Annotated in this window: 21 protein-coding genes; 11 read left to right on the top strand and 10 right to left on the bottom strand. The window is 68.7% G+C overall.

Going from position 1 to position 23,615, the window contains the following annotated elements; translation table 11 throughout:
• Positions 1-263: 263 nt before the first annotated feature.
• From Ari01nite_RS24320 to Ari01nite_RS24340, 5 genes are all read left to right on the top strand, one after another.
• Positions 264-1,628, top strand: a complete 1,365-nt coding sequence (locus Ari01nite_RS24320; protein ID WP_203784307.1) for a UDP-glucose dehydrogenase family protein — start codon at positions 264-266, stop codon at positions 1,626-1,628.
• 293 nt (positions 1,629-1,921) lie between these two features.
• Positions 1,922-3,292 carry an ABC transporter substrate-binding protein gene (locus tag Ari01nite_RS24325; RefSeq protein ID WP_203784308.1) on the top strand — a complete coding sequence of 457 codons (1,371 nt, stop codon included), beginning with the start codon at positions 1,922-1,924 and terminating at the stop codon, positions 3,290-3,292.
• Between the two features lie 141 nt (positions 3,293-3,433).
• Entirely contained in the window at positions 3,434-4,375 is a 942-nt protein-coding gene (locus Ari01nite_RS24330; RefSeq protein WP_239162988.1) for a carbohydrate ABC transporter permease, read from the top strand.
• Positions 4,372-5,286, top strand: coding sequence for a carbohydrate ABC transporter permease (locus Ari01nite_RS24335; RefSeq protein WP_203784311.1), 915 nt, complete (start codon positions 4,372-4,374; stop codon positions 5,284-5,286). Before Ari01nite_RS24330 ends, Ari01nite_RS24335 begins: the two co-directional genes overlap by 4 nt.
• A gap of 290 nt (positions 5,287-5,576) precedes the next feature.
• Complete coding sequence (locus Ari01nite_RS24340) at positions 5,577-5,744, top strand: hypothetical protein (protein ID WP_203784313.1); 168 nt, start codon at positions 5,577-5,579, stop codon at positions 5,742-5,744.
• 628 nt (positions 5,745-6,372) lie between these two features.
• On the opposite strand, the gene Ari01nite_RS24345 is transcribed toward Ari01nite_RS24340, so the two are convergent.
• Positions 6,373-6,597 (bottom strand): hypothetical protein, encoded by a 225-nt coding sequence (locus Ari01nite_RS24345; RefSeq protein ID WP_203784315.1) that lies wholly within the window; start codon positions 6,595-6,597, stop codon positions 6,373-6,375.
• 167 nt (positions 6,598-6,764) lie between these two features.
• On the opposite strand from Ari01nite_RS24345, the gene Ari01nite_RS24350 reads away from it, so the two are divergent.
• A complete protein-coding gene (locus Ari01nite_RS24350; RefSeq protein WP_438872223.1) occupies positions 6,765-8,402 on the top strand; it encodes a methyl-accepting chemotaxis protein in 1,638 nt (545 codons plus the stop codon).
• 558 nt (positions 8,403-8,960) lie between these two features.
• Here the strand turns inward: Ari01nite_RS24350 and Ari01nite_RS24355 are convergent.
• Positions 8,961-10,745 (bottom strand): zinc metalloprotease, encoded by a 1,785-nt coding sequence (locus Ari01nite_RS24355; protein ID WP_203784319.1) that lies wholly within the window; start codon positions 10,743-10,745, stop codon positions 8,961-8,963.
• Between the two features lie 76 nt (positions 10,746-10,821).
• Here Ari01nite_RS24355 and Ari01nite_RS24360 point away from each other — a divergent pair, with 76 nt between their 5' ends.
• Together Ari01nite_RS24360 and lipB are read left to right on the top strand one after the other, a co-directional pair.
• Positions 10,822-11,019, top strand: a complete 198-nt coding sequence (locus Ari01nite_RS24360; RefSeq protein ID WP_203784322.1) for a hypothetical protein — start codon at positions 10,822-10,824, stop codon at positions 11,017-11,019.
• 5 nt (positions 11,020-11,024) lie between these two features.
• Complete coding sequence (lipB, locus tag Ari01nite_RS24365) at positions 11,025-11,657, top strand: lipoyl(octanoyl) transferase LipB (RefSeq protein WP_239162982.1); 633 nt, start codon at positions 11,025-11,027, stop codon at positions 11,655-11,657.
• A 35-nt stretch (positions 11,658-11,692) separates the two neighbouring features.
• Here the strand turns inward: lipB and Ari01nite_RS24370 are convergent, their stop codons facing one another.
• The 7 genes from Ari01nite_RS24370 to Ari01nite_RS24400 all read right to left on the bottom strand — a co-directional run bounded on the left by Ari01nite_RS24370 (position 11,693) and on the right by Ari01nite_RS24400 (position 18,099).
• The gene (locus Ari01nite_RS24370; protein WP_203784324.1) at positions 11,693-11,965 is read right to left on the bottom strand and encodes an excalibur calcium-binding domain-containing protein; all 273 of its coding nucleotides are present in this window, start codon (positions 11,963-11,965) and stop codon (positions 11,693-11,695) included.
• Positions 11,966-12,089: 124 nt separating this feature from the next.
• Positions 12,090-13,277 carry a glycosyl hydrolase gene (locus tag Ari01nite_RS24375; protein WP_203784325.1) on the bottom strand — a complete coding sequence of 396 codons (1,188 nt, stop codon included), beginning with the start codon at positions 13,275-13,277 and terminating at the stop codon, positions 12,090-12,092.
• A 38-nt stretch (positions 13,278-13,315) separates the two neighbouring features.
• A complete protein-coding gene (locus Ari01nite_RS24380) occupies positions 13,316-14,119 on the bottom strand; it encodes a carbohydrate ABC transporter permease (RefSeq protein WP_203784326.1) in 804 nt (267 codons plus the stop codon).
• Positions 14,116-15,000: a carbohydrate ABC transporter permease gene (locus Ari01nite_RS24385; protein WP_203784327.1), complete on the bottom strand. Its 885-nt coding sequence runs from the start codon at positions 14,998-15,000 to the stop codon at positions 14,116-14,118. Before Ari01nite_RS24385 ends, Ari01nite_RS24380 begins: the two co-directional genes overlap by 4 nt.
• Positions 15,000-16,412, bottom strand: coding sequence for an N-acetylglucosamine/diacetylchitobiose ABC transporter substrate-binding protein (ngcE, locus tag Ari01nite_RS24390; protein ID WP_203784328.1), 1,413 nt, complete (start codon positions 16,410-16,412; stop codon positions 15,000-15,002). The genes Ari01nite_RS24385 and ngcE overlap by 1 nt, the downstream gene beginning before the upstream one ends.
• 17 nt (positions 16,413-16,429) lie before the next feature.
• Positions 16,430-17,182: a sugar isomerase domain-containing protein gene (locus tag Ari01nite_RS24395; protein WP_203784329.1), complete on the bottom strand. Its 753-nt coding sequence runs from the start codon at positions 17,180-17,182 to the stop codon at positions 16,430-16,432.
• Positions 17,179-18,099: a MurR/RpiR family transcriptional regulator gene (locus Ari01nite_RS24400; RefSeq protein WP_239162983.1), complete on the bottom strand. Its 921-nt coding sequence runs from the start codon at positions 18,097-18,099 to the stop codon at positions 17,179-17,181. The genes Ari01nite_RS24395 and Ari01nite_RS24400 overlap by 4 nt, the downstream gene beginning before the upstream one ends.
• A gap of 86 nt (positions 18,100-18,185) precedes the next feature.
• Between Ari01nite_RS24400 and Ari01nite_RS24405 the strand changes: the two genes are divergently transcribed.
• Both Ari01nite_RS24405 and Ari01nite_RS24410 read left to right on the top strand, forming a co-directional pair.
• Positions 18,186-19,133, top strand: coding sequence for an N-acetylglucosamine kinase (locus tag Ari01nite_RS24405; protein ID WP_203784331.1), 948 nt, complete (start codon positions 18,186-18,188; stop codon positions 19,131-19,133).
• A 159-nt stretch (positions 19,134-19,292) separates the two neighbouring features.
• Positions 19,293-22,298, top strand: a complete 3,006-nt coding sequence (locus tag Ari01nite_RS24410; RefSeq protein WP_203784333.1) for a carbohydrate binding domain-containing protein — start codon at positions 19,293-19,295, stop codon at positions 22,296-22,298.
• On the opposite strand, the gene Ari01nite_RS24415 is transcribed toward Ari01nite_RS24410, so the two are convergent.
• Positions 22,299-22,880, bottom strand: coding sequence for a TetR/AcrR family transcriptional regulator (locus Ari01nite_RS24415; protein ID WP_203784335.1), 582 nt, complete (start codon positions 22,878-22,880; stop codon positions 22,299-22,301).
• Between the two features lie 90 nt (positions 22,881-22,970).
• Between Ari01nite_RS24415 and Ari01nite_RS24420 the strand changes: the two genes are divergently transcribed.
• Positions 22,971-23,591, top strand: a complete 621-nt coding sequence (locus Ari01nite_RS24420; RefSeq protein ID WP_203784337.1) for a hypothetical protein — start codon at positions 22,971-22,973, stop codon at positions 23,589-23,591.
• Positions 23,592-23,615: the final 24 nt, after the last annotated feature.

Here is a 23,615-nt window from a genome sequence, read left to right on the forward strand (position 1 = left end):
AGTTTATCGGCCCTCGGACACGGGCACTCGCGTGCTTATGGGTGCAGGATTTCCCGATAAACGCGGTTCAATTGACACAACTCAATCGCTTAAAACGTTCAGCAACCGCTTGGAATTGACTGAACACCTACCGTCAACCGGGTGGTCGTTTTCGACCACCCGTGCCGTTTTCCGCCCTGTGTATCATCTGGCGGTGATTGCGTGAGCGTCGCCGAGTGCCTATGGTCCCCCGGGCGGCACGGCCGGCGGTTGAGGAGCGGTTCATGAGGGTTTGCGTTGTCGGCACGGGCTATGTCGGGCTCACCACCGGGGTCAGCCTCGCCTTCCTCGGACACCAGGTGACCTGCGTCGACTGGGATCAGAACAAGGTGGACATGCTGGCCGGCGGGCACTGCCCCATCTACGAGCCCGGCATGGACGAGTTGCTCGCCGAGGCCGCCGGAAACCTGACCTTCACCACCAGCTACGCCGAGGCCGTACCCGGCGCCGACGTGGTCTTCGTCGCCGTGCAGACCCCGTCCGCCGCCGACGGCAGCCCCGACCTGCGCTATCTGCGCGCCGCCGCGGAGAGCGTGGCGCAGAGTCTCGACCACACCTTCACCGTGGTGGTCAACAAGTCCACCGTGCCGATCGGCAGCGGGAACTGGGTCGACGCGATTCTGCGGGACTCCTTCGCGCAGCGCACCGACCGGCCGGCCGGCTGCGAATTCGCGGTCGCGTCCAATCCCGAGTTCCTGCGCGAGGGCAACGCGATCCACGACACCCTGTTCCCGGACCGGATCGTGATCGGCTCGGACAACCCGCGCAGCCTCGAGGTGCTCAACCAGCTGTACCGGCCGATCATCAACCAGACGTTCACGGCGCCCAGCTTCTCGCCCCGCCCGGACGACATCGCCGCGGTCCCGCTGGTCTCCACCGATCTCGCCTCGGCCGAGCTGATCAAGTATGCGGCCAACGCGTTCCTGGCCCTGAAGATCAGCTACGTGAACGAGATCGGCCAGCTGGCGTCCAAGGTCGGCGCCGACATCACCGAGGTGGCCCGCGGCATCGGCCTCGACCAGCGGATCGGCTCCCGGTTCCTGCAGCCCGGCGTGGGCTGGGGCGGGTCCTGCTTCGGCAAGGACACCGCGGCGCTGATCGCGACCGCCGGCGAATACAACTACGACATGCCGATCGTGCAGGCCGCGCGGGACGTCAACCAGCGGCAGCGGGCCATCGCGGTCGAGCGTCTCCAGGACGAGCTGCGCATCCTCAAGGGCCGCAAGATCGGCCTGCTCGGCATCGCGTTCAAGCCCAACACCGACGACCTGCGCGACTCCCCCGCGCTCGACATCGCCCAGCTGCTGCTGGCCCGCGGTGCGCGGGTCAAGCTGCACGACCCGGTGGCCGCCGACCGGTTCCAGCGCGAGCACCCCGACCTGGCCCCGTGCCTGAGCGAGACGCTCGACGGCCTGTTCGACGACTGCGACGCGGTGGTGCTCGTCACCGAGTGGGCGCAGTACCTCGAGCTGGACTGGAGCAAGTTCGTCGGCCTGATGCGTACGCCGATCCTGCTGGACGGCCGGCACGTGCTGGACGCCGACCGGATGGCACGTCTCGGTTACAAATATCTCGCCATCGCGGGGTAGTCCAGATCGCCCTGGTTTACCCCGACACACCGGCCGCCCCCCGGATTTCCGAGATTTCCGGACGGGCGGCCGCTTTGCGTCTAGGGTCGATCGAGGGGGCGTGTTCGGTGCCTGACCAGCGGTTCTCCCTTAACCGGTTAAGGTCTCGCTGGCGTCGCAGCCGTATCGTTACCGAGTCGATCGAGCGGAAATCATTGCGCAACGTCCCGGTTACCTCTTGACTGTGAGCCAAGTAGCGCTTCGGACGGCGACGTCCTCGGACGTCGGAGGCGCGATTTGACATAGGGAGCGGTATGTTCGGTCAACCTAAGAGCCCGCGTTTCCGGGCCGCACTCGCCGGCACCATGAGTGCCGGGCTCGTGCTCGGCCTCGCGGCGTGCGGCGACAGTGACTCCGACAGCGGCACGTCCGGCAGCAACGCCTCGGCGGCAGCCATCGACTGTGCGCCATACACGAAGTTCGGGGACATCAAGGGCAAGACGGTCTCGATCTACACGAGCATCGTGACCCCGGAGGACACTCCGCACATCGATTCCTACAAGCCCTTCGAGCAGTGCACCGGCGCCACCATCAAGTACGAGGGCGACAAGGCGTTCGAGACCCAGGTGCTGGTCCGCGCCAAGGCCGGCAACCCGCCGGACATCGCCTACGTGCCGCAGCCCGGCCTGGTGAAGCAGCTGGTGGCCACCGGCAAGGCGGTTCCGGCCCCCGAGGAGGTGTCGGCCAACACCGACAAGTTCTTCGGCGCCGACTGGAAGGCCTACGCCACGGTCGACGGCAAGTTCTACGGCGCGCCGCTCGGTGCGAACGTGAAGTCGCTGGTCTGGTATTCGCCGAAGTCGTTCAAGGACGCCGGATACGCGGTGCCCACCACGCTCGACGAGCTCAAGGCCCTGTCCGACAAGATGGTGGCGGACAAGAAGAAGCCGTGGTGCGCCGGCATCAGCAGCGGTGACGCGACCGGCTGGCCGCTCACCGACTGGATGGAGGACTTCATGCTCCGGCTCTCCGGGCCGGAGACGTACGACAAGTGGGTCAGCCACGAGATCCCGTTCAACGGCCCCGAGTCCACGGCGGCGCTGGACGCGGTCGGCGCCTACCTGAAGAACGACCAGTACGTCAACGGCGGCCTCGGCGACGTCAAGAGCATCGCGAGCACCACGTTCCAGGACGGCGGCCTGCCGATCCTCGAGGGCACCTGCGAGATGCACCGCCAGGCCAGCTTCTACGCGGCGAACTTCCCCAAGGAGACGAACATCGCCGAGGACGGCGACATCTTCGCGTTCTACCTGCCGGGTAAGGACGCCGCCAGCAAGCCGGTCCTCGGCGCCGGTGAGTTCGTGATCGCGTTCGCGGACCGCCCGGAGGTCAAGGCGTTCCAGACCTACCTGTCCTCGGACACCTGGGCCAACGAGAAGGCCAAGATCTCCTCGGGCTGGGTCAGCGCCAACAAGGGCCTGAACCAGGCCAACCTGAAGAACCCGATCGACGCGCTCGCCGGCAAGATCCTGCTCGACCCCAACGCCACGTTCCGCTTCGACGGCTCGGACCAGATGCCGGCGGCGGTGGGCGCGAACGCGTTCTGGAAGCAGGCGACGTCCTGGATCACCGGGCAGGACACCAAGACGACGGTGGACAACATCGAGAAGGCCTGGCCGAAGTAATCTGATTCAGCCTCTTTCGAGGCCGGCCGGGGGATGCATCTTGCCCCGGCCGGCCTTAGTCTCTCTCCCTCACCGAAGCGCGAAGGAGGTCCGGGTCGCGTGTTTTCAACCGCCTCCACCACCCCCGAGAAAATCGTCCAGATGCTTTTGGCGCTGCTGCTCTTCGCAGCCGTGATGGGCGTCATCCTCTTCATAGCAGGCCGTTTCGGCGGCAGACGCGGCGACAAGTACGTCGCCTACCTCTATCTGCTGCCCGTACTCCTGGTGCTCGCGGTCGGCCTGGTCTATCCCGGCCTCCGCACGATCTACTTCTCGTTCTTCGACGCGGCCGGCAAGGCGTTCATCGGATTCGACAACTACCAGACGATCTTCACGGACGACGGCCAGCTCACCGTTCTGCGGAACACGGTGCTCTGGGTGGTCATCACGCCGTTCCTGGCCACCGCGATCGGCCTCGTCTACGCGATCCTGGTGGACAAGTCACGGTTCGAGTCGTTCGCCAAGGCTCTGATCTTCCTGCCCATGGCGATCTCCATGGTGGCGGCGTCGGTCATCTGGAAGTTCGTGTACGAGTACCGCCCCGACCAGGCCAACGTGAAGCAGATCGGCCTGATCAACCAGATCATCGTGTGGCTCGGCGGTAAGCCGATCCAACTGCTCATCGAGAGCCCGCTGAACACGTTCCTGCTGATCGCCGTCATGATCTGGATCCAGTGCGGCTTCGCCATGACCGTGCTCTCCGCGGCGATCAAGGCGATCCCGGACGACATCATCGAGGCGGCCCGCCTCGACGGCGTGAACGCGTGGAGCATGTTCCGCAAGATCACGCTGCCGAGCGTGCGGCCCACGGTCGTGGTGGTGCTGACCACCATCGGCATCGGCACGCTGAAGGTCTTCGACATCGTGCGCACGATGACCGGCGGCAACTTCAACAGCAGCGTCATCGCGAACGAGTTCTACCTCCAGACGTTCAACGCCGACAATCAGGGTCTCGGTGCCGCGCTGGCGGTGCTGCTGTTCATCCTGGTCATCCCGATCGTCGTCTACAACATCCGCCAGGTCCGGCAATCGGAGGCACGATGACTACCGCAGCCCCGCCGGCGACCGCGACGGATCCGGCCGCCGGCAAGCCCTCCGCCGCTGAGGTGGCCAAGAAACGGCTCAGTTCACCCTGGGCCTCGGTGGCTGTGATCATCATCGCGGTGCTCTGGACCCTGCCGACCTTCGGCCTGCTGGTGTCGTCGTTCCGCCCGGAGATGGCGATCAAGCGGACCGGCTGGTGGACGTTCTTCACCGACCCGGTCGTCACCATGGAGAACTACAAGTCCGTCTTCGGCGAGTCGGCGTCGGTCAACCTGGCTGAGTACTTCGTCAACTCGCTGGTCATCTGCATCCCCTCGGTGCTCATCCCGATGGCACTGGCGGCCCTGGCCGCGTACGCCTTCGCCTGGATCGACTTCCGCGGCAAGAACATGCTGTTCCTGGCGATCTTCGCCTTGCAGATCGTGCCGCTGCAGGTCACCCTGCTCCCGCTGCTCAAGCTCTTCGTGCAGTGGGACCTGTCCGGCACGTTCTGGACGCTCTGGCTGGCGCACTCGACGTTCGCGCTGCCGCTGGCGATCTACCTGCTGCACAACTTCATGCGGGAGGTGCCGGCCGGCCTCATCGAGGCCGCCCGGGTCGACGGCGCCGGCCACGTGGCGATCTTCTTCCGTGTGATGTTGCCGCTGCTTACGCCGGCGCTGGCGGCGTTCGGCATCTTCCAGTTCCTGTGGGTGTGGAACGACCTGCTCGTCGCCCTGGTCTTCGCGGGCGGCGGCAACGAGGTCGCCCCGATCACCCTCGCGCTGGCCAACCTGAGCGGCACGCGGGGCACCGCCTGGCAGCTGCTCTCGGCCGGCGCGTTCGTCTCCATCGTCGTCCCGGTCACGGTGTTCCTGCTGCTGCAGCGCTACTTCGTCCGGGGCCTGATGGCCGGCAGCGTCAAGGGCTGAACCCCTCCACCACACCGCGAGGGCCGCACCCGATGGGGTGCGGCCCTCGCGTTACGCCCGGCCCTGCGCGGGCCTGCGCCTCTCATCAAGTCACCGCGTTGCTCACGCGTAGTGACCGGCGCCGGATGCCGGATGTCTGCGGCATGTGCGCCCACCGGACCCATTGCGCAGCCCAGCGAGCGGCTCCTCCGTTCGGACGGGCGGTTGGCTGGCGCGGGGGTCGCCAGGGGATTCGATCAAGGTCTAGCGTCTGACCGGTGCTCGGACTTCGGAGATGGCGGGGGGCGATCGTGCCTGGTGATTACGGCCCGGAACTGGTCGACGACGTGTGCACCGTGGCCGGCGAGCCCTGGGCGGCGACTCAAGAACCGTCACTCGACTCGGGCGTGAGCTGGTCGGTGACCTGGAAGCGGCGGGACGGGCTGGTGCCGGTCGGTGCCGCGGCGGCCACCATTTAGCCGTGGGAGTGCTTGGGGTTCTCCAGACACCATCCGAGCCGGGGACCGGTGCGGGGGATCGTTCCAGCCGGGCCGAGGATCGTTCTGGCGGGGCCGGTCGGGGCTGATTGTCCGGGACGGCGATCGCGTCGAGGCGAGCGGTCCGGTCGAGGATGCGGAGCTTTGCGCGCCGGCCGTCGGAGATGTCGCTGGGGTAGGCGCGGCGAGCAGTCACCACGAAGATCTACTCTGGACAGAGCCGAGCGGCCCGCAGCAGGCCCTAACGGCGATTCCAGGGTATCTCTACCTCAGACGGAATTCGGGGCGTATCTATATACGAAACGGACGACAGCTTATTGTCCTACCCGTGCGCGCATCCGCCCCAAAGGAACGAAACGGTCGAATCGTACGCCCGACAAATCGGAAGTAACCGGATAGAATCATTGAACGCCCACTCAGGGGCAGGGTGATCTCCGCAAAACCTCGTGTCGCCCTTGGCTGCCCGCACCCCCGTCATCGGCGGACACCGAGTGTCGGGGGTGTGAGCGGGCGGGCCGAGGATCGAAAACCTGGCAAACGCCTGCCGGCGGGGCGGCGTGACCCCACCTAACGGGTCAACGCCTGCTGGCACGTGAGGTCTGGATGCGAGTCAGCCGGGGGTTGTCGCGCCTGGACGTAAGGTCCGCCAGGCTTCGCGTGCCGATGCCTCAAGTTGGTCGGCTGCAGCTTCCAGGCCCAGGGTGTGCTCGGCGGGCGTTCCGCATGTTCTCAGCCGGCCGGCGAGGTCACGCATGAGGATCACCTGCAGGTCGGCGAATGCGGCTGCTGCTCTGGCCCGCAGGAACGTTGTGGTCTGCTGCTGGGTGACCGCCACACCTCACGGTAGGCCGCGTCCGGTTCACGGCATGGGCGTTCGGCCGACAGTCCCGGGAATCCACCAAAACGTGAACATCGCGCACTTGACGCTCGCATAGTGAAGGACGGTAAGCAGACGCCCGCGGGGGCAGAAACTCTGACTTTTCTTCCGAAAGAGGGAATGTTATGGCTGCGATGACCATCTCCGCAGGGACAGCAACTGGCGCTGGGACCCGGCGGTCGTCGTTCGCTGATCTGAGCGTCAACGTGAAAATCCTCGCTGCGGTCGCGACCGCAGCGCTGGTCGCGTTTCTCGTCGGGATCCTCGGCCTGACGTCATTGAGCGGCGCCAGCAACTCGGCCCAGCTGATCTACAGCAGCAACGTCGCGAGCATCAAGGCGGTCGGGCAGTTGAACGCCGTCGTGTTGAAGGCCCGGGTGGACACTGCGAACCAGGCGCTGTCGGTGGATCCAGCCAAGACCAAGAAGTTCGCTGACGCGTTCACCGCCGACCTGGAGTCGTTCACCACCGCGATCGCCGCCTACCGGGCCAGCAACCCGGCGTCGGACGCCGCCCTGATTGATCAGTTGCAAACCGACTGGGATGCCTACGCCGACGTCGCGACCAACAAGCTGATCCCGGCCGGGCATCGCAAGGAACTGGGAGAATGGGCGGCGATCCGCGACCGCGAGGCGCTGCCGCTCCTGACGAGAATCCTCGACCAACTCGTCACCATGGACGGCCTGGAAACCGCTGACGCGGCGAAGAACGCCGCCGCGGCGAAATCCGGGTATGAGTCCAGCCGGACCACTTCGATCATCACCCTGACCGTCGGTCTGGTCCTCGCCCTGGCGATCGGTGTCATCGTCGCTCGGAAGATCGTGCAGTCGCTGACGAAGGTCACCTACGTGTGTGACGGCCTCGCCGACGGTGATCTGACCCGTAGCACCGGCCTGGACACCCGCGACGAGCCCGGCCGGATGGCCCGCGCCCTGGACACCGCCCTGACACGGTTGCGGCAGACCATCGCCACGATCGAGGGGTCCGCGACCTCGCTGGCCGGCGCGTCGGAGCAGATGACCAGTACCGCCGCCACCATCGCCGCGTCCGCAGAGCAGACATCGACGCAGGCGTTGGCGGCGTCCGCCGCCGCCGAAGAGGTCTCCCGCAGCGTCGAAACGGTCTCCTCGGGCAGCGAACAGATGGGTGCCTCGATCCGGGAGATCTCCCAGAACGCCGCGGAGGCCGCCCGGGTCGCCTCCGAAGCGGTCACCATCACCGCCACCACCTCGGCCACGATGAACAAACTCGGCGAGTCCTCAGCCGAGATCGGCAACGTCATCAAAGTGATCACCGCGATCGCCGAGCAGACCAACCTGCTGGCGTTGAACGCCACCATCGAGGCCGCTCGCGCCGGTGAGATGGGCAAAGGCTTCGCCGTTGTCGCTTCCGAGGTCAAAGACCTCGCCCAGGAGACCGCCCGGGCCACCGAGGACATCTCGCGGCGGGTCGAGGCGATCCAGGCCGACACCCACGGCGCGGTCGCCGCGATCGACGAAATTTCCATCGTGATCCAACGGATCAGCGAGTTCCAGACCACCATCGCCTCCGCCGTGGAGGAACAGACCGCCACCACCGCGGAAATGAACCGCAGCGTCAGCGAAGCAGCCGGCGGTACCGGCGCGATCGCCCAAAACATCACCGGCGTCGCCGACGCCGCCCGGATGACCAGCCAAGGCGTCACCGAAACCCAGCAAGCCACCACCGAACTCGCCCGCATGTCCACCGAGCTCAGCGGCCTGGTCGCCACCTTCCGCATCTGACCACCACCACGACAGCACCGGCCGACCCGAGTACTCGCGCGGCGTGTTGTTCAGGGGCAGATCCGAGAATTCCCTACCTGCGTCATAGGTGGGCCGGCCCTCCGCCGCGTCTAGGACAAGGCGTGCTTGATCGGCGGTTGCTGCTAGAAAGCGCGCCGGTCCAAGCTCGGCGTGCCATTCATCAGTCACACGCAGTACTTCCATGCGAGGCAGTGCGACGACGCAGAACTGTTTCTCTCAACCAAGGGCCCCGACTGGCCTTGCCGACGAGCGACCGCCGGGACTGACGGACGGGCAAGCCCTCGCCGTCTTTCTCGAAATACCAGAGCGTGGTCCCGGTCGCATACGCCTCGTTCCGCCTACGGCGATAGATGGACGACGCATGGCGGCAGCTCGACGTCGCGCCGCCTCCTGATCGAGGCGAGGCGAGGGCGAGGCCAGGCGGGGGGCGGTTCGAGAGCTGCGGGTTGCGCGGTCGCCACGCGTCGGAGCGGGCGGACGGGCGGAAGCGGGCCGGGCCGCCGCGCGCTGCGGCGGCCCGGCCCGGACCGGTGGTGGTTACGGCTGGCTTCGCGGGCTTTCCGGGGCCAGCGTGTCGACGAACTCGTGCGGGTCGTGGATCTCGGTGTTCTGGCGGGCTGCGTCGGTTTCGGCGGCCATCGCTCGGGCGACGCTGGACGGGTCGGCGCCGGACTTCTTGGCGGCCTTCGCCGCCTTGGCGTAGCCGGCCTCGGCCAGGGCGTAGGCGTTCCGGTAATCGTGCTTGGCGAAGGCGCGCGCGGCCAGGCCCAGGAACGTGTCGGCGGCGCGCAGTTCGGGCTTGGCCCTGTTCGGGGAGGCCAGTGCGGCCAGGCGGTTGGCGGCCTCCCAGTAGGCCGCGGTCAGGAAGCGGTCGCTGTTGTCCCGGTCGAACTGGCTGAAGTCCCAGTTCAGGTCGATGTAGCTCATGATCGAGTTGCTCTCGTCGCCGATCCAGGCAAAGAACGTGTCGCCCTCGGGGCCGTAGTCGACGCCGGTCTCGCTGTCGTAGCCGTCGTGCGGGTGGGACATGCCCAGGTGGTGGCCGGCCTCGTGGATCTGGGTGGAGGTCAGGCCGTAGCCGCTCTCCACGATCTCCGGCGAGATGAAGGAGAAGACGTACGACTGGGTGCCGGTCACGTAGTCGTCGTCGGCGAAGCCCAGCGCGGGGGTGTCGACGCCCTCGCCGACCGCGTAGTTGAACAGCGGCATCTCGTAGTCGACCCGGCCGGCGTCGTCCTGGGTGCGGGCCAGGTTGTCCCGGTTGTAGAGGTACAGGTTGGCGAACGCCGGGTAGCCCGAGCCGGGGTAGCAGCTCTCGTCGGCGAGCAGGCCGAGGTAGCACTCCTCGGCTCTGGCGTCGTACGGGAGATCCTGGTCGTCGTAGCTGAGCTTGTTGCGCCAGCGCAGTTCGGACAGCTCACGGACCAGGAGGCGGGGGGTCTGATACTCCGCCGACGCGTCGACGCCGGGCCAGCCCTCGTACGTGTTGCTGTCGATGTTGATGGATTTCGGCGGGTTCGGGGCGGGCAGCTCGACCGGGTACAGCGGTGAGGTCGTCATCAGCAGGTTCAGCGCCGCGTATCGGGTGATCTTGCCGAGGTCGCCGGCCAGTTCACCGGGAGCGCGGTAGCCGCCGGCGGTGTACTCCCAGGTCGGCGGCATCCGGTAGTCGGGCACGTCGTCGCCGTCCACGTCCGGGTTGGTGACGTCGAAGTTGCTGGTCCAGGACTCCGGACCGGCGGACAGGTCGTGGAACCAGACCCGGCGCGTGCGGCCCAGCCCGGTCTCCTCGTCGTCGGCGGTGGTGCCGCCCCACGCGATCAGCTTGCGGCTCTCCCGCTCCACGCCGAAGTCGTAGCCGGTGTCCGGGTCGGGCTCGCCGGTCTTGGTGTAGACGTGGAACTTGAAGTCGGACCGCCCGAACCAGTTGATGAAGAAGATCGTGTTGCGCCGGGTGTCCACGCCCGCGGGCGGGTTGAACGCCAGCCACTTCTCCACGCTCGGCGCGTCGATGGTGTGGTTGTCCGTGATGTCCCGGACGTTGGTGGCCTGGTCGTTGTACTCCTGCTGGAACTCGGTCAGCGGCGCCGGCTTCGCCAGCTTGCCCAACTGCTTGAAGAACCGGTTCTCGTACGCGCTGTCGGCGTACTTGAGGCGGTAGTCGTACGTGTACGTGATGCCGAGCTTTTCGGTGACCCCGTAGAGCAGCCGGCTGCGTACCACCGGCTCATATTTGCGGGCCAGTTCGGCGCTGAACGCCGTACGGCCGACCTGGTTTTGCTCATATCCCACGAACACCACGTTGACCGGTACTTTTTCCACCAGCCGCGGCTGACCACCGGGCTGAAGGTGCTGGTATCTGGCCGGTGCCGCCCCCGCAGGCGTGGCGGACGCCCCCGTGAGCACGGCGACCATCAATACGACGAGCGCGCTTCTCCGTCTCATGCCGACACATTGCCATCAGTGCCCGCCGATGGAAATCCCGTGCGCGATGGTGATCGCGATGGATATCGAATTCGGCCCGGTTCCGGTGCGCCACGAGACCCGCCGCGGCGAGCCGGTGATCGACCAGATCCTCGCCGGCCCGGACAATTGACCCCCGTGGACCGGATAGACCTGGGCGAGGTGCCCTACGAGCAGGCCCTGCAGGACATGGCAGCCTGGGTGGCCGAACGCCAGGCCGGCACCGCCCCCGACCGCCTGTTCCTGCTGACCCACCCACCCGTGATCACCTACGGCAGGACCACCGCACGCTCCGAACTGCCCGCCGACGCGAACTGGCTCCCCCAGGTGCAGGTGGACCGCGGCGGCCACGCCACCTACCACGGCCCCGGCCAGCTGGTCGGCTACCTGGTCATGGCCCTGACCCGCCGCCCGGATGTCGTTCGCTGGCTGGAGCTTGCGCTGATCGGCGCGCTCGCCGACCTCGGCTTTGCGGCGGTGCGGCGGGACACCCCCAAGGGCTCCCCCAGCCTGGTCGGTGTATGGACGCCCGGCCACGAGAAGCTGGTGTCGATCGGCATGCGCATCCGGGGCGGCGTGACGAGCCATGGGTTCGCCCTCAACGTCGATCCGGACCTCGGCGTGTTCGACCGGTTCACGGCCTGCCGGCTGGAAGGGGTGACCATGACGTCGCTGCACCGGATCGCGGCGACGGAGGGCCGGCCCACCCCGAGCGATTCCGAGGTCCGCGACGCCGTGGCCCGCCGTCTCGGTGCGGCCGTCCGCATTTGAGCCGCCCCGGGCACCGAAGCGGTGCGGTTCCGGGATCAGCGCTTTTCGCAGGCCACCCCGTCGCGGTCCCGGTCCAGGTGGCGGTTGGCCAGGTAGAGCACCGGGTGAACCGTGAACTTCGTGGCCGGCTTCGCGACGCCGCGGACCACGTCGACCGCCTCCGGACGGGCCACCCCGTGCGGGAACTTGGCCTGCAGGTCGGCGCACTTCGCGAAGCGGGGCGGGGGTGGCGGCGGGGCGGCCTGGGCGGCGGCGGGAGCGAACGGCAGGGTCAGGGCGGCCGCAAGCAGCCATCGTTGGTTGCGCATGCCAGGACGGTGTCACGGGGCCCGGCCCGACCAGGGAGAAATCGGAAGAAACTGGCCTAACGGACAGTCCTGGCTGGACGAACCGCCAAGGCCGGCGGCCGCGAACGACCGCCGGCCAAGCGGATCAGCAGCGGCCGCGGTCCTCCCACTGCTGGGTCCAGCCGGGCTCGGAGCCCTGCGTCCAGTACCGGGCCCGCCACAGGTGCACCCCGTCACCCGAGCGCGGCCCGTTCGGGTCGCCGAACTTGCTCCGCTCGTGCTTCACCAGGTTGCCGCCGGTGTAGACGGCGCCGATGTTCCAGGCCGGCGCGTTGGCACAATCGGTGGCCGGAGGTGCCGTCGTAGGAGCGGTCGTAGGAGCGGTCGTGGGACTGGTCGTAGGCGGCGTGGTCGGGGTCGAGCAACCGCCGGTGGCGTCGACCGTGTCCGCGTACGTGCTCCCGGCCGTGCGATAGGCCGCCACCTTCGCGCTCGCCTGGCCCGGCGGCAGCACCTGGTTCTTCGCGAACAACACCCAGTCAACCTGTTCGATGTACGTGGACAGGCCGCCCGAGTGCGCGGCGGTGTCGATGAACCACAGGTTCCAGTTGATCGTCATGGTCTGCCGCGGGTAGTACTTGCCGGAGTGGTCGCCGACCTGCACACCGTCGATGTAGTAGACGATGTGCCCGTTCGCGACCTGCGCCACCAGGTCGTGCCACCCGTCCAGGCTGCTGCGCTGCGACGAGTGCACGTTGTCGGCGAACCACGGCTCGTTGCGGTAGGTGTACCAGCTGGTCTGGTAGTTGATCGGGCCGGTCTCGCCCCAGCCGCCGTTCGGCAGGTACTCGGAGATGTCGAGTTCGCTGTACGTCGGGTCGAGGTCGCCGTTGAGCGGGCTGATCGTGAAGAACGTCTGGTTGATGTGGTCGCCGTCGGCGCCGCTGACCGGTGTGTCGGTGAACCGGACCCGGCTGGCGTAGGTGCCCTCCAGGTAGCGCTTCTGGGTGGAGTACAGCTCGGCGTGGTTGGTGCCGGCCCCGGTGCCGTCGGTCGAGGCGGTCAGTTGCATGACCTTCTGCCCGCCCGAGGTGGGGAAGGTGATGCTGCCGGCCGACCAGGTCGCGCCGGCCACGCCGGGACCGCCGGAATAGGTGCGCGGCGTCCACCCGTGCGCGGTCAGACCGGGGTCGGCGGACGACGTGTAATGGAAGTCGTCGAACAGGAAACCGCAGTCGGCCGCTTCCGCGGTTCCGGAACTCAGCACGACGGCCGCGGTCGCGGTAAGGGCGGCCGCAGACAGCGCAGCCAGTCGACGTTTGTCAATGAACATGACCGGACTCCTCGGGGAGAAGAAGGGGAATGGGGGATTTACTTGACCGCGCCGGCGGTCATTCCGGCGCGGAGGTGGCGCTGAAAGGCGACGTAGGCGGCGAGCACCGGCAGCATGGCAATCGTCAAGCCGGCGAACAGGCCGCCCCAGTCGCTGCGGTAGCCCTGGCTGACCGACAGGGCGGCCAGACCCTGCGCCAGGACGTACCGGTCCGGGTCGGGGTTGAGGACCAGCGGCAGCAGATACTGGTTCCAGAGCCCGAGAAAATTGAAGATGCCGACCGCGACCAGGCCCGGGCGGGCCAGCGGCAGCATCACCCGCCAGAACACACCGGCGTGCGAGCACCCGTCGAGAAAGGCGGCTTCGGCGATCTCGGTGGGCAGGGTGCGAAAAAAGGCATGGAGAAAGAAAATCGTGAAGGGTACGGCGTACGCGGCGTAGACGAGCATCAGGCCGGGATAGGTGCCGAGCAGGCCGAGTTGCTGCACCACGAAGAACAGCGGCACCAGGGCCAGAAAAACCGGGAAGAACATCGAGGCCACGAACGTGTAATAGAGCGCCCGGTTGCCGCGGAAGTCATACCGGGCGAGGGCGTACGCGACCAGGCTGCCGAGCAGCATGGTGAGCGTCAGCGCCCCGCCCACCACGACGAGGCTGTTGAGGAAGTAGCGCCCGATGTTCGCGGACGTCCAGGCCCGGGCCCAGTTGCCGAAGCGCGGGGTGTCCGGCAGCGACCAGGGCGCGTTGAGGATCTCGTCGTCGGTCTTGATGGAACTGACCACCGCCCACAGCAGCGGCAGCGAGGTCACCAGAGCCCAGCCGAGCAGCACGAGCCGTCTCATGCCAGCTCCAACCTCTCCCGGCGGCCCGCGCGCAACGCGAGAACGGCCAGGGTGAGCGTGGCGAAGAACAGGGCCACGCCCATGGCCGACGCGTAGCCGAACTTGCCGTAGGTGAAGGCGGTCCGGTACAGCGACAACCCGATCACCTCGGTGGCGCCGTCCGGCCCGCCGGGGCCGACCGTCATGACCTGCACGACCGCAAAGCCGTCCAGCGCCGCGATGCCCAGGTAGACGAACGCGACCTGCACCGTCTCGCGGACCAGCGGCAGGGTGACCCGCCAGAAGGTGGTCCACGCGCCGGCGCCGTCGAGCTTCGCCGCCTCGTACAGCTCTCCCGGAATGGCATCTATCGCGGCCAGGAACAGGACCACGTAGAAACCCACCGACGACCAGACCAGGACGGCCATCACCGCGGGCAGCGCGAACACCGGGTCGGCCAGCCAGCTGCGGGCCAGGCCGCCGAGTCCGACCGCGCGCAGGCCGGAGTTGAGCAGGCCGGTGTTCGGGTTGTAGACGAAGCCCCACAGCACCGCGATGACGACCAGCGACAGCAACTGCGGGAAGAAGTAGACGATCTGGTAGCCACCCGCGCCGCGGCGCGAGCGCAGCAGGCCGGCCAGGACCAGGCCGAGCGCGATGGTGACGAGCGGGACCACGGCCAGCAGCAGCGCGTTGTTGCGGACCGCGTCGAGGAACAGGCCGTCGCCGGCGAGCCGGGCGTAGTTGCCCGCGCCGACCAGCCGCGCCTCGCCGGCCACGCCGGTCCAGTCGGTGAGCGAGAGGTAGAACGCCTGCGCGTACGGCGACAGCACGAAGACGACGTGCAGCACCAGCGCCGGCACCAGCGCACCGGCCAGGAACCGCCACCGGCCGTGCCGCATCAGCGGGTGTACTTCGTGACGGCGGTGTCCCGGGCCACGGCGTCGGCGGCCTTCTGGATCCGGGTGGACCAGTCGGCCGGTGAGATGCGGCGGTTCGCGAGTTCCCCGGTGGCGTCGTCGACCGCCTTGGCGAGCGGCGCGTACCACGTACGGAATCGATAGCTGAACGTGCCGGCGCCGGCCGCAGCGACCGCATCCCGCACCGAGCCGAGCCCGCTGGAGAGCTCGAGGCCGTCGGTCGCGCCGGCGACGGCCGGCAGCGTGCTGTTGGCCTTGGCGAACGCGGTGGCCGACGCCTTCGAGAAGAGGATCCGCAGGTACTCCTGGCCGCCGGCCGGGTTCTTGGCCTTGGCCGGCACCACGAACGACTCGCTGCTGGCCGCCTGCAACGCGAGCTTGTCGTCTCCGGTCAGCGACGGCACCGCGCCCATCACCATGTCGAACCCGGCCGGCGTCACGCCCTTCTGCTCGCTCTCCAGCCACGACCCGCACGGGATGAGGGCCGCCTTGCGCCGGCACCACGCCGCCTGCGCCTCGGTGTGTGAGAGCGCCTCCGAGCCGGCCATCAGGTAACCCCGGCCGGCCAGTTCGGCGATCGCGCCGGCCGCCTGCACGAGCGGTTCCTGCCGCCACGCGTTCGGCTGCAGGTTGTCCACCGCCTTGATCAGCTCGAGGCCGCCGGCCTTGGCCGCCAGGCTGAGCAGCGGATCATTCAGGTATTCGGGATATTTGCCCTGGTAGGTCCAGGGTGCCAGGCCGGCCTTCTTGATCTCCGCGCAGAGCGTGAGCATCTCCGCCCACGTCTTCGGGAAGGTCCAGCCGCGTCCGGCGAAGAAGGACCGGGAAAACCAGAGACCCCAGGCCGTGTACGTGAAATTGAGCGCGACGGTCGTGCCGCCGAACGTGCCGTCGTCCACCACACCGGGCAGCAGCGTGTCGCGGACCTTCACCCCGGGCTGGTCGAGCGCGGGGGCGTCGAGCAGGCCGGCGAGGTCGGTGAGCTGACCGGCGCCGACCAGGGTGGCGATGTCGAGCCGCCCCGCGCCGGTGTTGTCGACGACGTCCGGCGGGTTGCCGGCCACGAAGCGGGGTTGCATCGCCTCGCCGACCTTCTGCAGGCCCTTGTGGTCGACCTTGGCCTGCGGGTACCGCCGGGTGTACTCCCGCTCGGCCGCGATCGCGTAGTCGTCGCCGTACCCCCCTTTGAAGACGACCACCTCGAGCGGTGCGCCGGCCCTGACCCCCATCGGGTTTCCGGCGGTCTTCTCGCCGCCGGCGGCGGCCTCGCCCTCGTCCTTCGCCCCGGCGGTGACGCACGCGGTGAGCAGGGGCGCGCTGAGTGCGGCGGTCGCGGCCGTCCAGAGCAGGCTTCTTCGGGTGGGGTACGGTCGGAGCTGGGTTGACGGGTTCATCTGCTGGGCCTTCTTCCCTATGCGGTGCGCCGGATGCGCCCGGCGTACCGCGCCTCGATCTGTGCGTTGTGTTCCTTGCCGCCGGGCACGTTGTCCGACAGGTAGACCGGCGGGTCGACGCCCGCCGCCAGCAGGTTGGCGACCACCTCGGTGACGACCTGCTGAGCCAGCAGCGCCGCGGTGATCGACGAGACGGCGCCGACCGCTCCCCCGCCCGGCAGCGGCAGTGCCGCGTCGCCGTACGGTGCGCCGTTGTCGAGCACCACGTCGGCCAGGTCGGCGAGCTTGCGGCCGCTCGGGTGCCGCGAGCCCACCCCGGCCGAGTGCGCCGCCGAGGTGATCGCGACCAGGGCATGCCCGCGCTCCTTGACCAGCAGCGCCATCTCGACGACCGCGCCGTTGATGCCGGAGTTCGAGGCGATCACGAACGCGTCGTCCGGCTTGACCGGGGCCAGTTCGTAGAGCCGGTGGGCGATGTCGGTGCGGCGCTCGACGGCCGGGTCGGCGAGGGCGTCGAGCGGGTCGCCGCCGTACAGGACGATGTCGCGCAGGGCGATCCGGTTGGTCGGCACCAGGCCGCCGGCCCGCCCGGCGATCTCCATGGCCAGCGCCTCGGAGTGCCCGCAGCCGAACGCCTGGATCACGCCCCCGTTGCGGACGGCCGCGGTCAGCAGGCCGGCGGCCCGGCTCTTCTCGGCCCGCTGGCCGGCGCCGACCCGGCCCACCACGGTCTGGATCGTGCGCAGATAGTCATCACTGGTGACACTCAAGGGCGTCCTCTCGTTCGTTTCCGGGACGGGATCTTCTCGGGCAGCCGGTGCGCGTCGACGGCGCGCACGGTGAGTTCCAGCGCCTCGGCGGTCCGCTCGTAGGTGCGCTGCGCGACCGCCACGTAGATCAGGTCGAGCACCAGCAACTGCGAGTGCAGGGCGGACAGGGCGGCCAGCCGGAACGTCGTCTCCTGCACGCTGGTGGTGAAGACCAGGTCGGCCACCTCGGCGAGCGGCGACCGGGCGAAACTGGTCACCGCGACGGTGAGCGCGCCGTGGTCGGCGGCCTCGGCCAGGGTTTCGATGACCTCGCGGGTGCGGCCCGAGTGCGACAGCCCGATCGCGACGTCGCCGGGCAGCAGCAGCGCGGCGTTGGTGAGCGCGGTGTGCGTGTCGGTGCGGTGCCAGACCGGCACCCGGATGCGCTCCAGCCGGAACGCCATCTCCCGCGCCGCGGTCCCGCTCGACCCCAGCCCGAAGATCTCCACCCGCTTCGCCTCGGCGATCGCCGCCGCGACCCGCTCCACGGCACCCACGTCGAGCCCCGCCGCGGTGCCCTGGATGGCCCGGGTGTCGGCCGCGGTGACCACGTCGAGCACGTCGGTGAGCGGGTCGTCCGGCGCGATGTCGCCGCTGATGTCGGTCTCCCAGCGGGCCTGCTCGGCCCGCCCGGTCTCGGTGGCGATGGCGACCCGCAGGTTGGCGTACCCCCGGAAGCCGAGCGTCCGGCTGAACCGGGTGACGGTCGCGGTCGACGTCCCCGACCGCTCGGCCAGATCCACGATGCTGGCGTGCGCCGCCGTCTCGGGGTCCGCCAGTATCGTCTCCGCGATCCGCGCCAGCGCCTCCGGCATCTGCGCCCCTTCGATGCGCAGCCGCCCCAGCAACCCACCACTAGCACCCGTCACGTCGGTCATCCTTTTCATCAATCACCGTTGCCGATGAAAATTACGACTGTAAAGCTTCCTAGTCAATAAGAACTTTCTATGCTTCGATCTTCGGCATGGACCTGGTGGTGGGGCTGGACGCGGGCGGCACCGCCTCCCGCGCCGTCGTGGCCAACCTGACCGGCGAGATCCTCGGCCGCGGGGTTGCGGGTCCGGGAAACCCGCTGTCGGCGGCTCCTCCCGGGGCAGCCGTCGGCGAGATCGCGGCGGCACTGCGCGGGGCACTCCGCGGGATCGATCCGACGGCGGTCGTGGACGGGGTGCTCGGGATCGCCGGCACCAGCGTTCTGGTCGATCCGGTGGTGCGGGCGGCGTTCGCGGACATGTGGCGTGGGCTTGGGCTGCAGTGCCCGGTCCGGGTGGTCGGGGATCTGGTCACGGCGTTTGCCGGCGGCACCGCGGAACCCTCGGGCTTCGTGCTGATCGCCGGGACCGGGGCGGTCGCCGCGCGGATCGAGGAGCACGAGATAGTGCGGAGCGCGGACGGGCTCGGGTGGCTGCTGGGCGACGAGGGGTCCGGGCGCTGGATGGGTTTGCAAGCCTTGCGAACCGCCGTCCGCACCTGGGACTCGCCGCTGGCGTCCGAAGTGGCCGCGCACACCGGGGCCGCCACCGCCGACGCGCTGGTGCGGTGGGCGCAGGCGCTGCCGATGGCCGGCATCGGTGCGCTCGCCCCGGTGGTCTGCGCCGCCGCCCGCGACGGCGATGCCCAGGCCGCCGCGATCGTCGCCTCGGCCGCCGGACATCTGCTGGCCACCTTGGACGAGGTCCGGCCCGCGGCCGTGCACGCACCGATCCCGGCGCCCGTCGTGCTCGGGGGCGGCCTGCTTGTCGGCGGCTCACCCGTACAGGACAAGGTTTTGGCAGCCTTGCAAGCGCGTGACGTGACCGCGCACCTCAGCCACGACCCCGCCGCCGCGGCGGCCTGGCTGGCCGCCCGGCCGCACAGCCCACTCAGCGCCGCTGACCTGCACGCACGTCTGGTTCACCGGCCGCACGCATAGACGCAGGCGCTTGCAACATCGTGGAAAAGTCTTCCAATTGATGCAAGTCGTTGCTACGGTCCCTTCCAATATGAACGCGGGATTACGCCCGTGCTACCGCCTTCGTTTCCGCGCCACCCTTGATCCAGACGTCCCCGCGAGGTCGTTGGAGGAATCCCCGTGCCCAAAAAACGCCGCCGGCGGCTCACCGCCGTCTTCGCCGCATTCGCCGCCGTTCCCCTGCTGGCCACGCTGCTGATCAGCCCGGCGGTGGCGGAGGAGGCCAACTCCGTCACCGTGTATTACCAGCCGCCCACCGCGTGGAGCGCGGTCAACATCCACTACGCGCCGACCGGCGGCACCTGGACCGCCGTGCCGGGCGTCGCGATGAGCGCCGCCTCGTGTGCCGGCTGGTACACCCGGGTGATCGACCTGGGCACCGCGACCGGGATGCAGGCCACCTTCACCAACGGCTCCGGCACCTGGGACAACAACTCCGGCCGCAACTACACCGTCGGCACCGGCACGGCCACCGTCACCGGCGGGCTGGTCACCACGGCCAACCCGTGCACCGTGACCAGCCCGCCGCCCGGTGAGAACACCGCGACCGTGTTCTACGCCAAGGGCACGCGCACCTGGACCACGGTCTACCTGCACTACGCGCCCACCGGCGAGGCCTGGACCGCGGTGCCGGGCGTGGCGATGAACGAGACCGCCTGCGACGGCTGGGTCAAGAAGACCGTCGACCTGGGTGCGGCCACCTCGCTGGCGGCCACCTTCAACAACGGCTCGGGCAGCTGGGACAACAACAACGGCAACAACTACCGGCTGACCGCGGGCACCTCGCGGGTCAGCAACGGCGTGGTGACCGCCGACGCCACCGACCCGTGCACCGCGGTGCCGGCCGACACCACCGCGCCGAGCACCCCGGGGACGATCACCGCGACCGTCGACCGGGTGACCGTCACGCTGGGCTGGGCCGCGTCCACCGACGACCGGGGCGTCACCGGATACCAGCTCACCCGGACCGGCGGCTCGGCCGGAACCGTGGTGCTGACCAGCGCGTACGCCGGCTACATCGACGGCAGCCTGGCGCCGCGCACCACGTACACCTACACCGTGCGAGCGGTCGACGCCGCCGGCAACCTCTCGGCACCCACCGCAACCAAGTCGGCGACCACCGGTGACTCGCCGCCGGTCGCGGCCGGCGGCCAGATGCTCGGCGGCGACCCGCGCAAGGAGAGCATCTACTTCGTGCTCACCGCGCGGTTCTACGACGGCGACACCTCCAACAACCGGGGCGGCAGCCAGCACGCCAAGTCCGGGAACGCGGCGAACAACGACCCGATGTTCCGGGGCGACTTCAAGGGCCTGATCGACAAGCTGGACTACATCAAGGGGCTCGGCTTCTCGGCCCTGTGGATCACGCCGGTGGTGCTGAACCGGTCCGACTACGACTACCACGGCTACCACGGCTGGGACTTCTACCGGGTGGACACCCGGCTCGAGTCGCCCGGCTCCACGTACCAGGATCTGATCGACAAGGCGCACGCCAAGGGTCTCAAGATCTTCCAGGACGTGGTTTACAACCACAGTTCCCGGTGGGGCGCGAAGGGGCTGTTCGTGCCGCCGGTGTGGGGCGCGAAGGACGGGCAGTGGGACGGGCTGTACAGCACCAAGGTCGCCGGTAAGCAGTACGACCCGATGGTCGAGTTCAGCGGCACCGACCCGGCCATGACGCCGCAGCAGAACGCGGTGGCGCAGGGCCGGCCGTACAACGGCGACCTGTGGCACAGCACCGCGCCGGCCGGCAACACGTGCCGCAACTTCGGCACGGTCACCGGCCAGAAGAGCGCCGAGGGCTGGGACATCCACAACTGCCAGTGGCCGGCGCCCACCTCGGGCATGTTCCCGGCGACCCTGTTCCATCAGTGCTGGATCGGCAACTGGGAGGGCGAGGACGCGCGCTCCTGCTGGCTGCACGAGGACCTGGCCGACTTCAACACCGAGAACCCGGTCGTGCAGAAATACCTGATCGACGCGTACAACAAGTACATCGACATGGGCGTCGACGGTTTCCGGATCGACACCGCGGTGCACATCCCGCGGGTCACCTGGAACCGGCGCTTCCTCCCGGCGCTGCAGCAGAAGCTCATTTCCAAGTACGGGGCGACGAAGGCCAAGGACTTCTACGTCTTCGGCGAGGTGGCCGCGTTCGTGAACGACAAGTGGAACCGGGGCTCGGTCAACCACTCGGCCCAGTTCTTCACCTGGAAAGAGCGGCGCAGCTATGCCGAGGACGACGTGGTGGCCGCCCTCGAACAGTTCGACTACGAGAACAACCAGGGCACCGGCAACCAGCCGACCAGCACCAACGCGTTGCTCAACGGCAACGCCTACCACGCGCCCGACCACAGCCAGTTCTCCGGCATGAACATCATCGACATGCGCATGCACATGAACTTCAGCGACGCCGGCAACGCGTTCTGGAACGGCAAGGACACCGACGACTCGACAAATGACGCCACGTACAACGTCGTCTATGTCGACTCGCACGACTACGGGCCGAACAAGTCGCAGTTCCGCTACACCGGCGGCACCGACGCGTGGGCCGAGAACATGTCGCTGATGTGGTCGTTCCGCGGCATCCCGACGCTCTACTACGGCTCGGAGATCGAGTTCCAGGCCGGCAAGCAGATCGACTGCGGCCCGTCCTGCGCGATCGCCACCACCGGTCGCGCCTACTTCGGCGACCACGTGGCGGGCAGCGTGACCGCATCCGACTACGGCGTGGTGAGCAGCGCGAGCGGCGCGGTGGCCACCACCCTGGCCAAGCCGCTGGCGAAGCACCTGCAGCGGCTCAACCAGATCCGGCGCGCGGTGCCGGCCCTGCAGATGGGCCAGTACTCGACCGAGGGCGTCAGCGGCGGCCTGGCCTTCAAGCGCCGGTACACGGCCGGCTCGGTGGACAGCTTCGCCCTGGTGACGATCTCGGGCAGCGCCACGTTCAGCGGCATCCCGAACGGCACCTACACCGACGCCGTCACCGGTGACGTCAGGTCGGTCACCAACGGCTCGCTGACCGCCGCCGCCGGCGGCAAGGGCAACATGCGGGTGTACGTGCTGAGCACGGCGGCCACTCCGGCACCCGGAAAGGTCGGTGCCGACGGCCCGTATTTGAAGTAGTCAGCCCGGGAACACGAGGTCCAGGTGTGCGTCCAGGGCGCGTACCGCCTCCTCGGCCCGGAAATGACCGCCCAGCAGGTAGATGCCGAGGCCCTCCATCGTCGCGAGCAGCGCGACGGCGGTGGCCTCGGCATCGGCGTCCGGGCGGGCCAGGCGGATCTGCTCCGCCAGGTGTTGGGCCATCTGCCGGGTGCCCGCGCTCAGCAGCCGCGCCGCGGCCGGCTCGACCGCCGAGTAGGCCAGGAACGCGAGCGCCACCCGCCCGTCCGCCCGGCGCGGCTCGTCCAGCGGCAGCAGCGCATGCAGCAGCGTGCGGACCATCGCTGTGGGCGCCACCGGCTGCGGCAGCGCGGCCATCGCCGCCTCGATCCGGGCCGTGGTGCGCTCCATGACGACGCCGAGCGCGAAGCGCATCATCTCGTCCTTGGTGGCGAAGTAGTGCTGCACCATGCCGGCCGTCACGCCCGCCTCGGCGGCCACGTGGCGCAGGCTGACCGCCTCGATCCCGCCACTCGCCGCGACCCGCATGAGCGCGTCCGCGATGAGCGTCCGGCGCTCCTGATGATCCACCTTCCTGGGCATGCCCCTCATGCTTTCACATTGCAGTCGTATTGACTTAACCGGTCACCCAAGGTTACATTACAACTGCAACGTAAACCCTCGGAGGCGATGATGCGGCTGATCAAGAAGGTGGTCCGGTACGAGCTGATCATGTGGGGCAGCCTGCTCCGGGTGCTGCTACGGCTGCCCGAGAGGCTCGAACCGGGCGCCCGCACGTTCGGCTACGCCCGCGCCGTCGCCCCCATCCTGATCGCGCTCACCGTGGTCTCCGCGATCGAGGTGGCCGTCGTCGACGTGGTGCTGCAGCACGTGCTGCCCTGGCCCACGGTCCGCTACGCCGCGCTCGGCCTCGGCGTCTGGGGCGTGGTCTGGATGCTCGGCATCGGCGCCATCCTGCGCACCCACCGGCACGTGGTCGGCCCTGCTGGCCTGCGCATCCGCAACAGCACCAGCGTCGACCTCACCTTGCCCTGGTCCGAGATCGAGCTGGTACGCGCGGTCAGCCGTTATCCCGACGGCAGCGGCACGGTCCAGCACGCCGGCGACCGCGTCTCGATCGCCGTCGGCAGCCAGACCGCGGTCGACGTGGTCCTCCGCGAGCCCCGCACGCTCGATCTCCCCGAGGGCCCGGCCACCGGCGTCCGCGAGGTCCGCTTCCAGGCCGACGCCCCGGATGAGCTGGTCACCCTCGCCCACACCTATCTCGAGGCCTGCCAGCCAACCGGCTCGTGATCGCATAGGCGTTCGGCCGCTGAC

The organism is Paractinoplanes rishiriensis (genome assembly GCF_016862375.1).
Taxonomy (GTDB): Bacteria; Actinomycetota; Actinomycetes; order Mycobacteriales; family Micromonosporaceae; genus Actinoplanes; species Actinoplanes rishiriensis.

What these genes read in the sequence shown, in the direction of transcription:
- Ari01nite_RS24320 (WP_203784307.1), top strand. Translation starts at nt 264, where the DNA reads ATGAGGGTTTGCGTTGTCGGCACGGGCTATGTCGGGCTCACCACCGGG.
- Ari01nite_RS24325 (WP_203784308.1), top strand. Translation starts at nt 1,922, where the DNA reads ATGTTCGGTCAACCTAAGAGCCCGCGTTTCCGGGCCGCACTCGCCGGC.
- Ari01nite_RS24330 (WP_239162988.1), top strand. Translation starts at nt 3,434, where the DNA reads ATGCTTTTGGCGCTGCTGCTCTTCGCAGCCGTGATGGGCGTCATCCTC.
- Ari01nite_RS24335 (WP_203784311.1), top strand. Translation starts at nt 4,372, where the DNA reads ATGACTACCGCAGCCCCGCCGGCGACCGCGACGGATCCGGCCGCCGGC.
- Ari01nite_RS24350 (WP_438872223.1), top strand. Translation starts at nt 6,765, where the DNA reads ATGGCTGCGATGACCATCTCCGCAGGGACAGCAACTGGCGCTGGGACC.
- Ari01nite_RS24370 (WP_203784324.1), bottom strand. Translation starts at nt 11,965, where the DNA reads ATGCGCAACCAACGATGGCTGCTTGCGGCCGCCCTGACCCTGCCGTTC.
- Ari01nite_RS24375 (WP_203784325.1), bottom strand. Translation starts at nt 13,277, where the DNA reads ATGTTCATTGACAAACGTCGACTGGCTGCGCTGTCTGCGGCCGCCCTT.
- Ari01nite_RS24380 (WP_203784326.1), bottom strand. Translation starts at nt 14,119, where the DNA reads ATGAGACGGCTCGTGCTGCTCGGCTGGGCTCTGGTGACCTCGCTGCCG.
- Ari01nite_RS24385 (WP_203784327.1), bottom strand. Translation starts at nt 15,000, where the DNA reads ATGCGGCACGGCCGGTGGCGGTTCCTGGCCGGTGCGCTGGTGCCGGCG.
- ngcE (WP_203784328.1), bottom strand. Translation starts at nt 16,412, where the DNA reads ATGAACCCGTCAACCCAGCTCCGACCGTACCCCACCCGAAGAAGCCTG.
- Ari01nite_RS24400 (WP_239162983.1), bottom strand. Translation starts at nt 18,099, where the DNA reads ATGACCGACGTGACGGGTGCTAGTGGTGGGTTGCTGGGGCGGCTGCGC.
- Ari01nite_RS24405 (WP_203784331.1), top strand. Translation starts at nt 18,186, where the DNA reads ATGGACCTGGTGGTGGGGCTGGACGCGGGCGGCACCGCCTCCCGCGCC.
- Ari01nite_RS24415 (WP_203784335.1), bottom strand. Translation starts at nt 22,880, where the DNA reads ATGCCCAGGAAGGTGGATCATCAGGAGCGCCGGACGCTCATCGCGGAC.
- Ari01nite_RS24420 (WP_203784337.1), top strand. Translation starts at nt 22,971, where the DNA reads ATGCGGCTGATCAAGAAGGTGGTCCGGTACGAGCTGATCATGTGGGGC.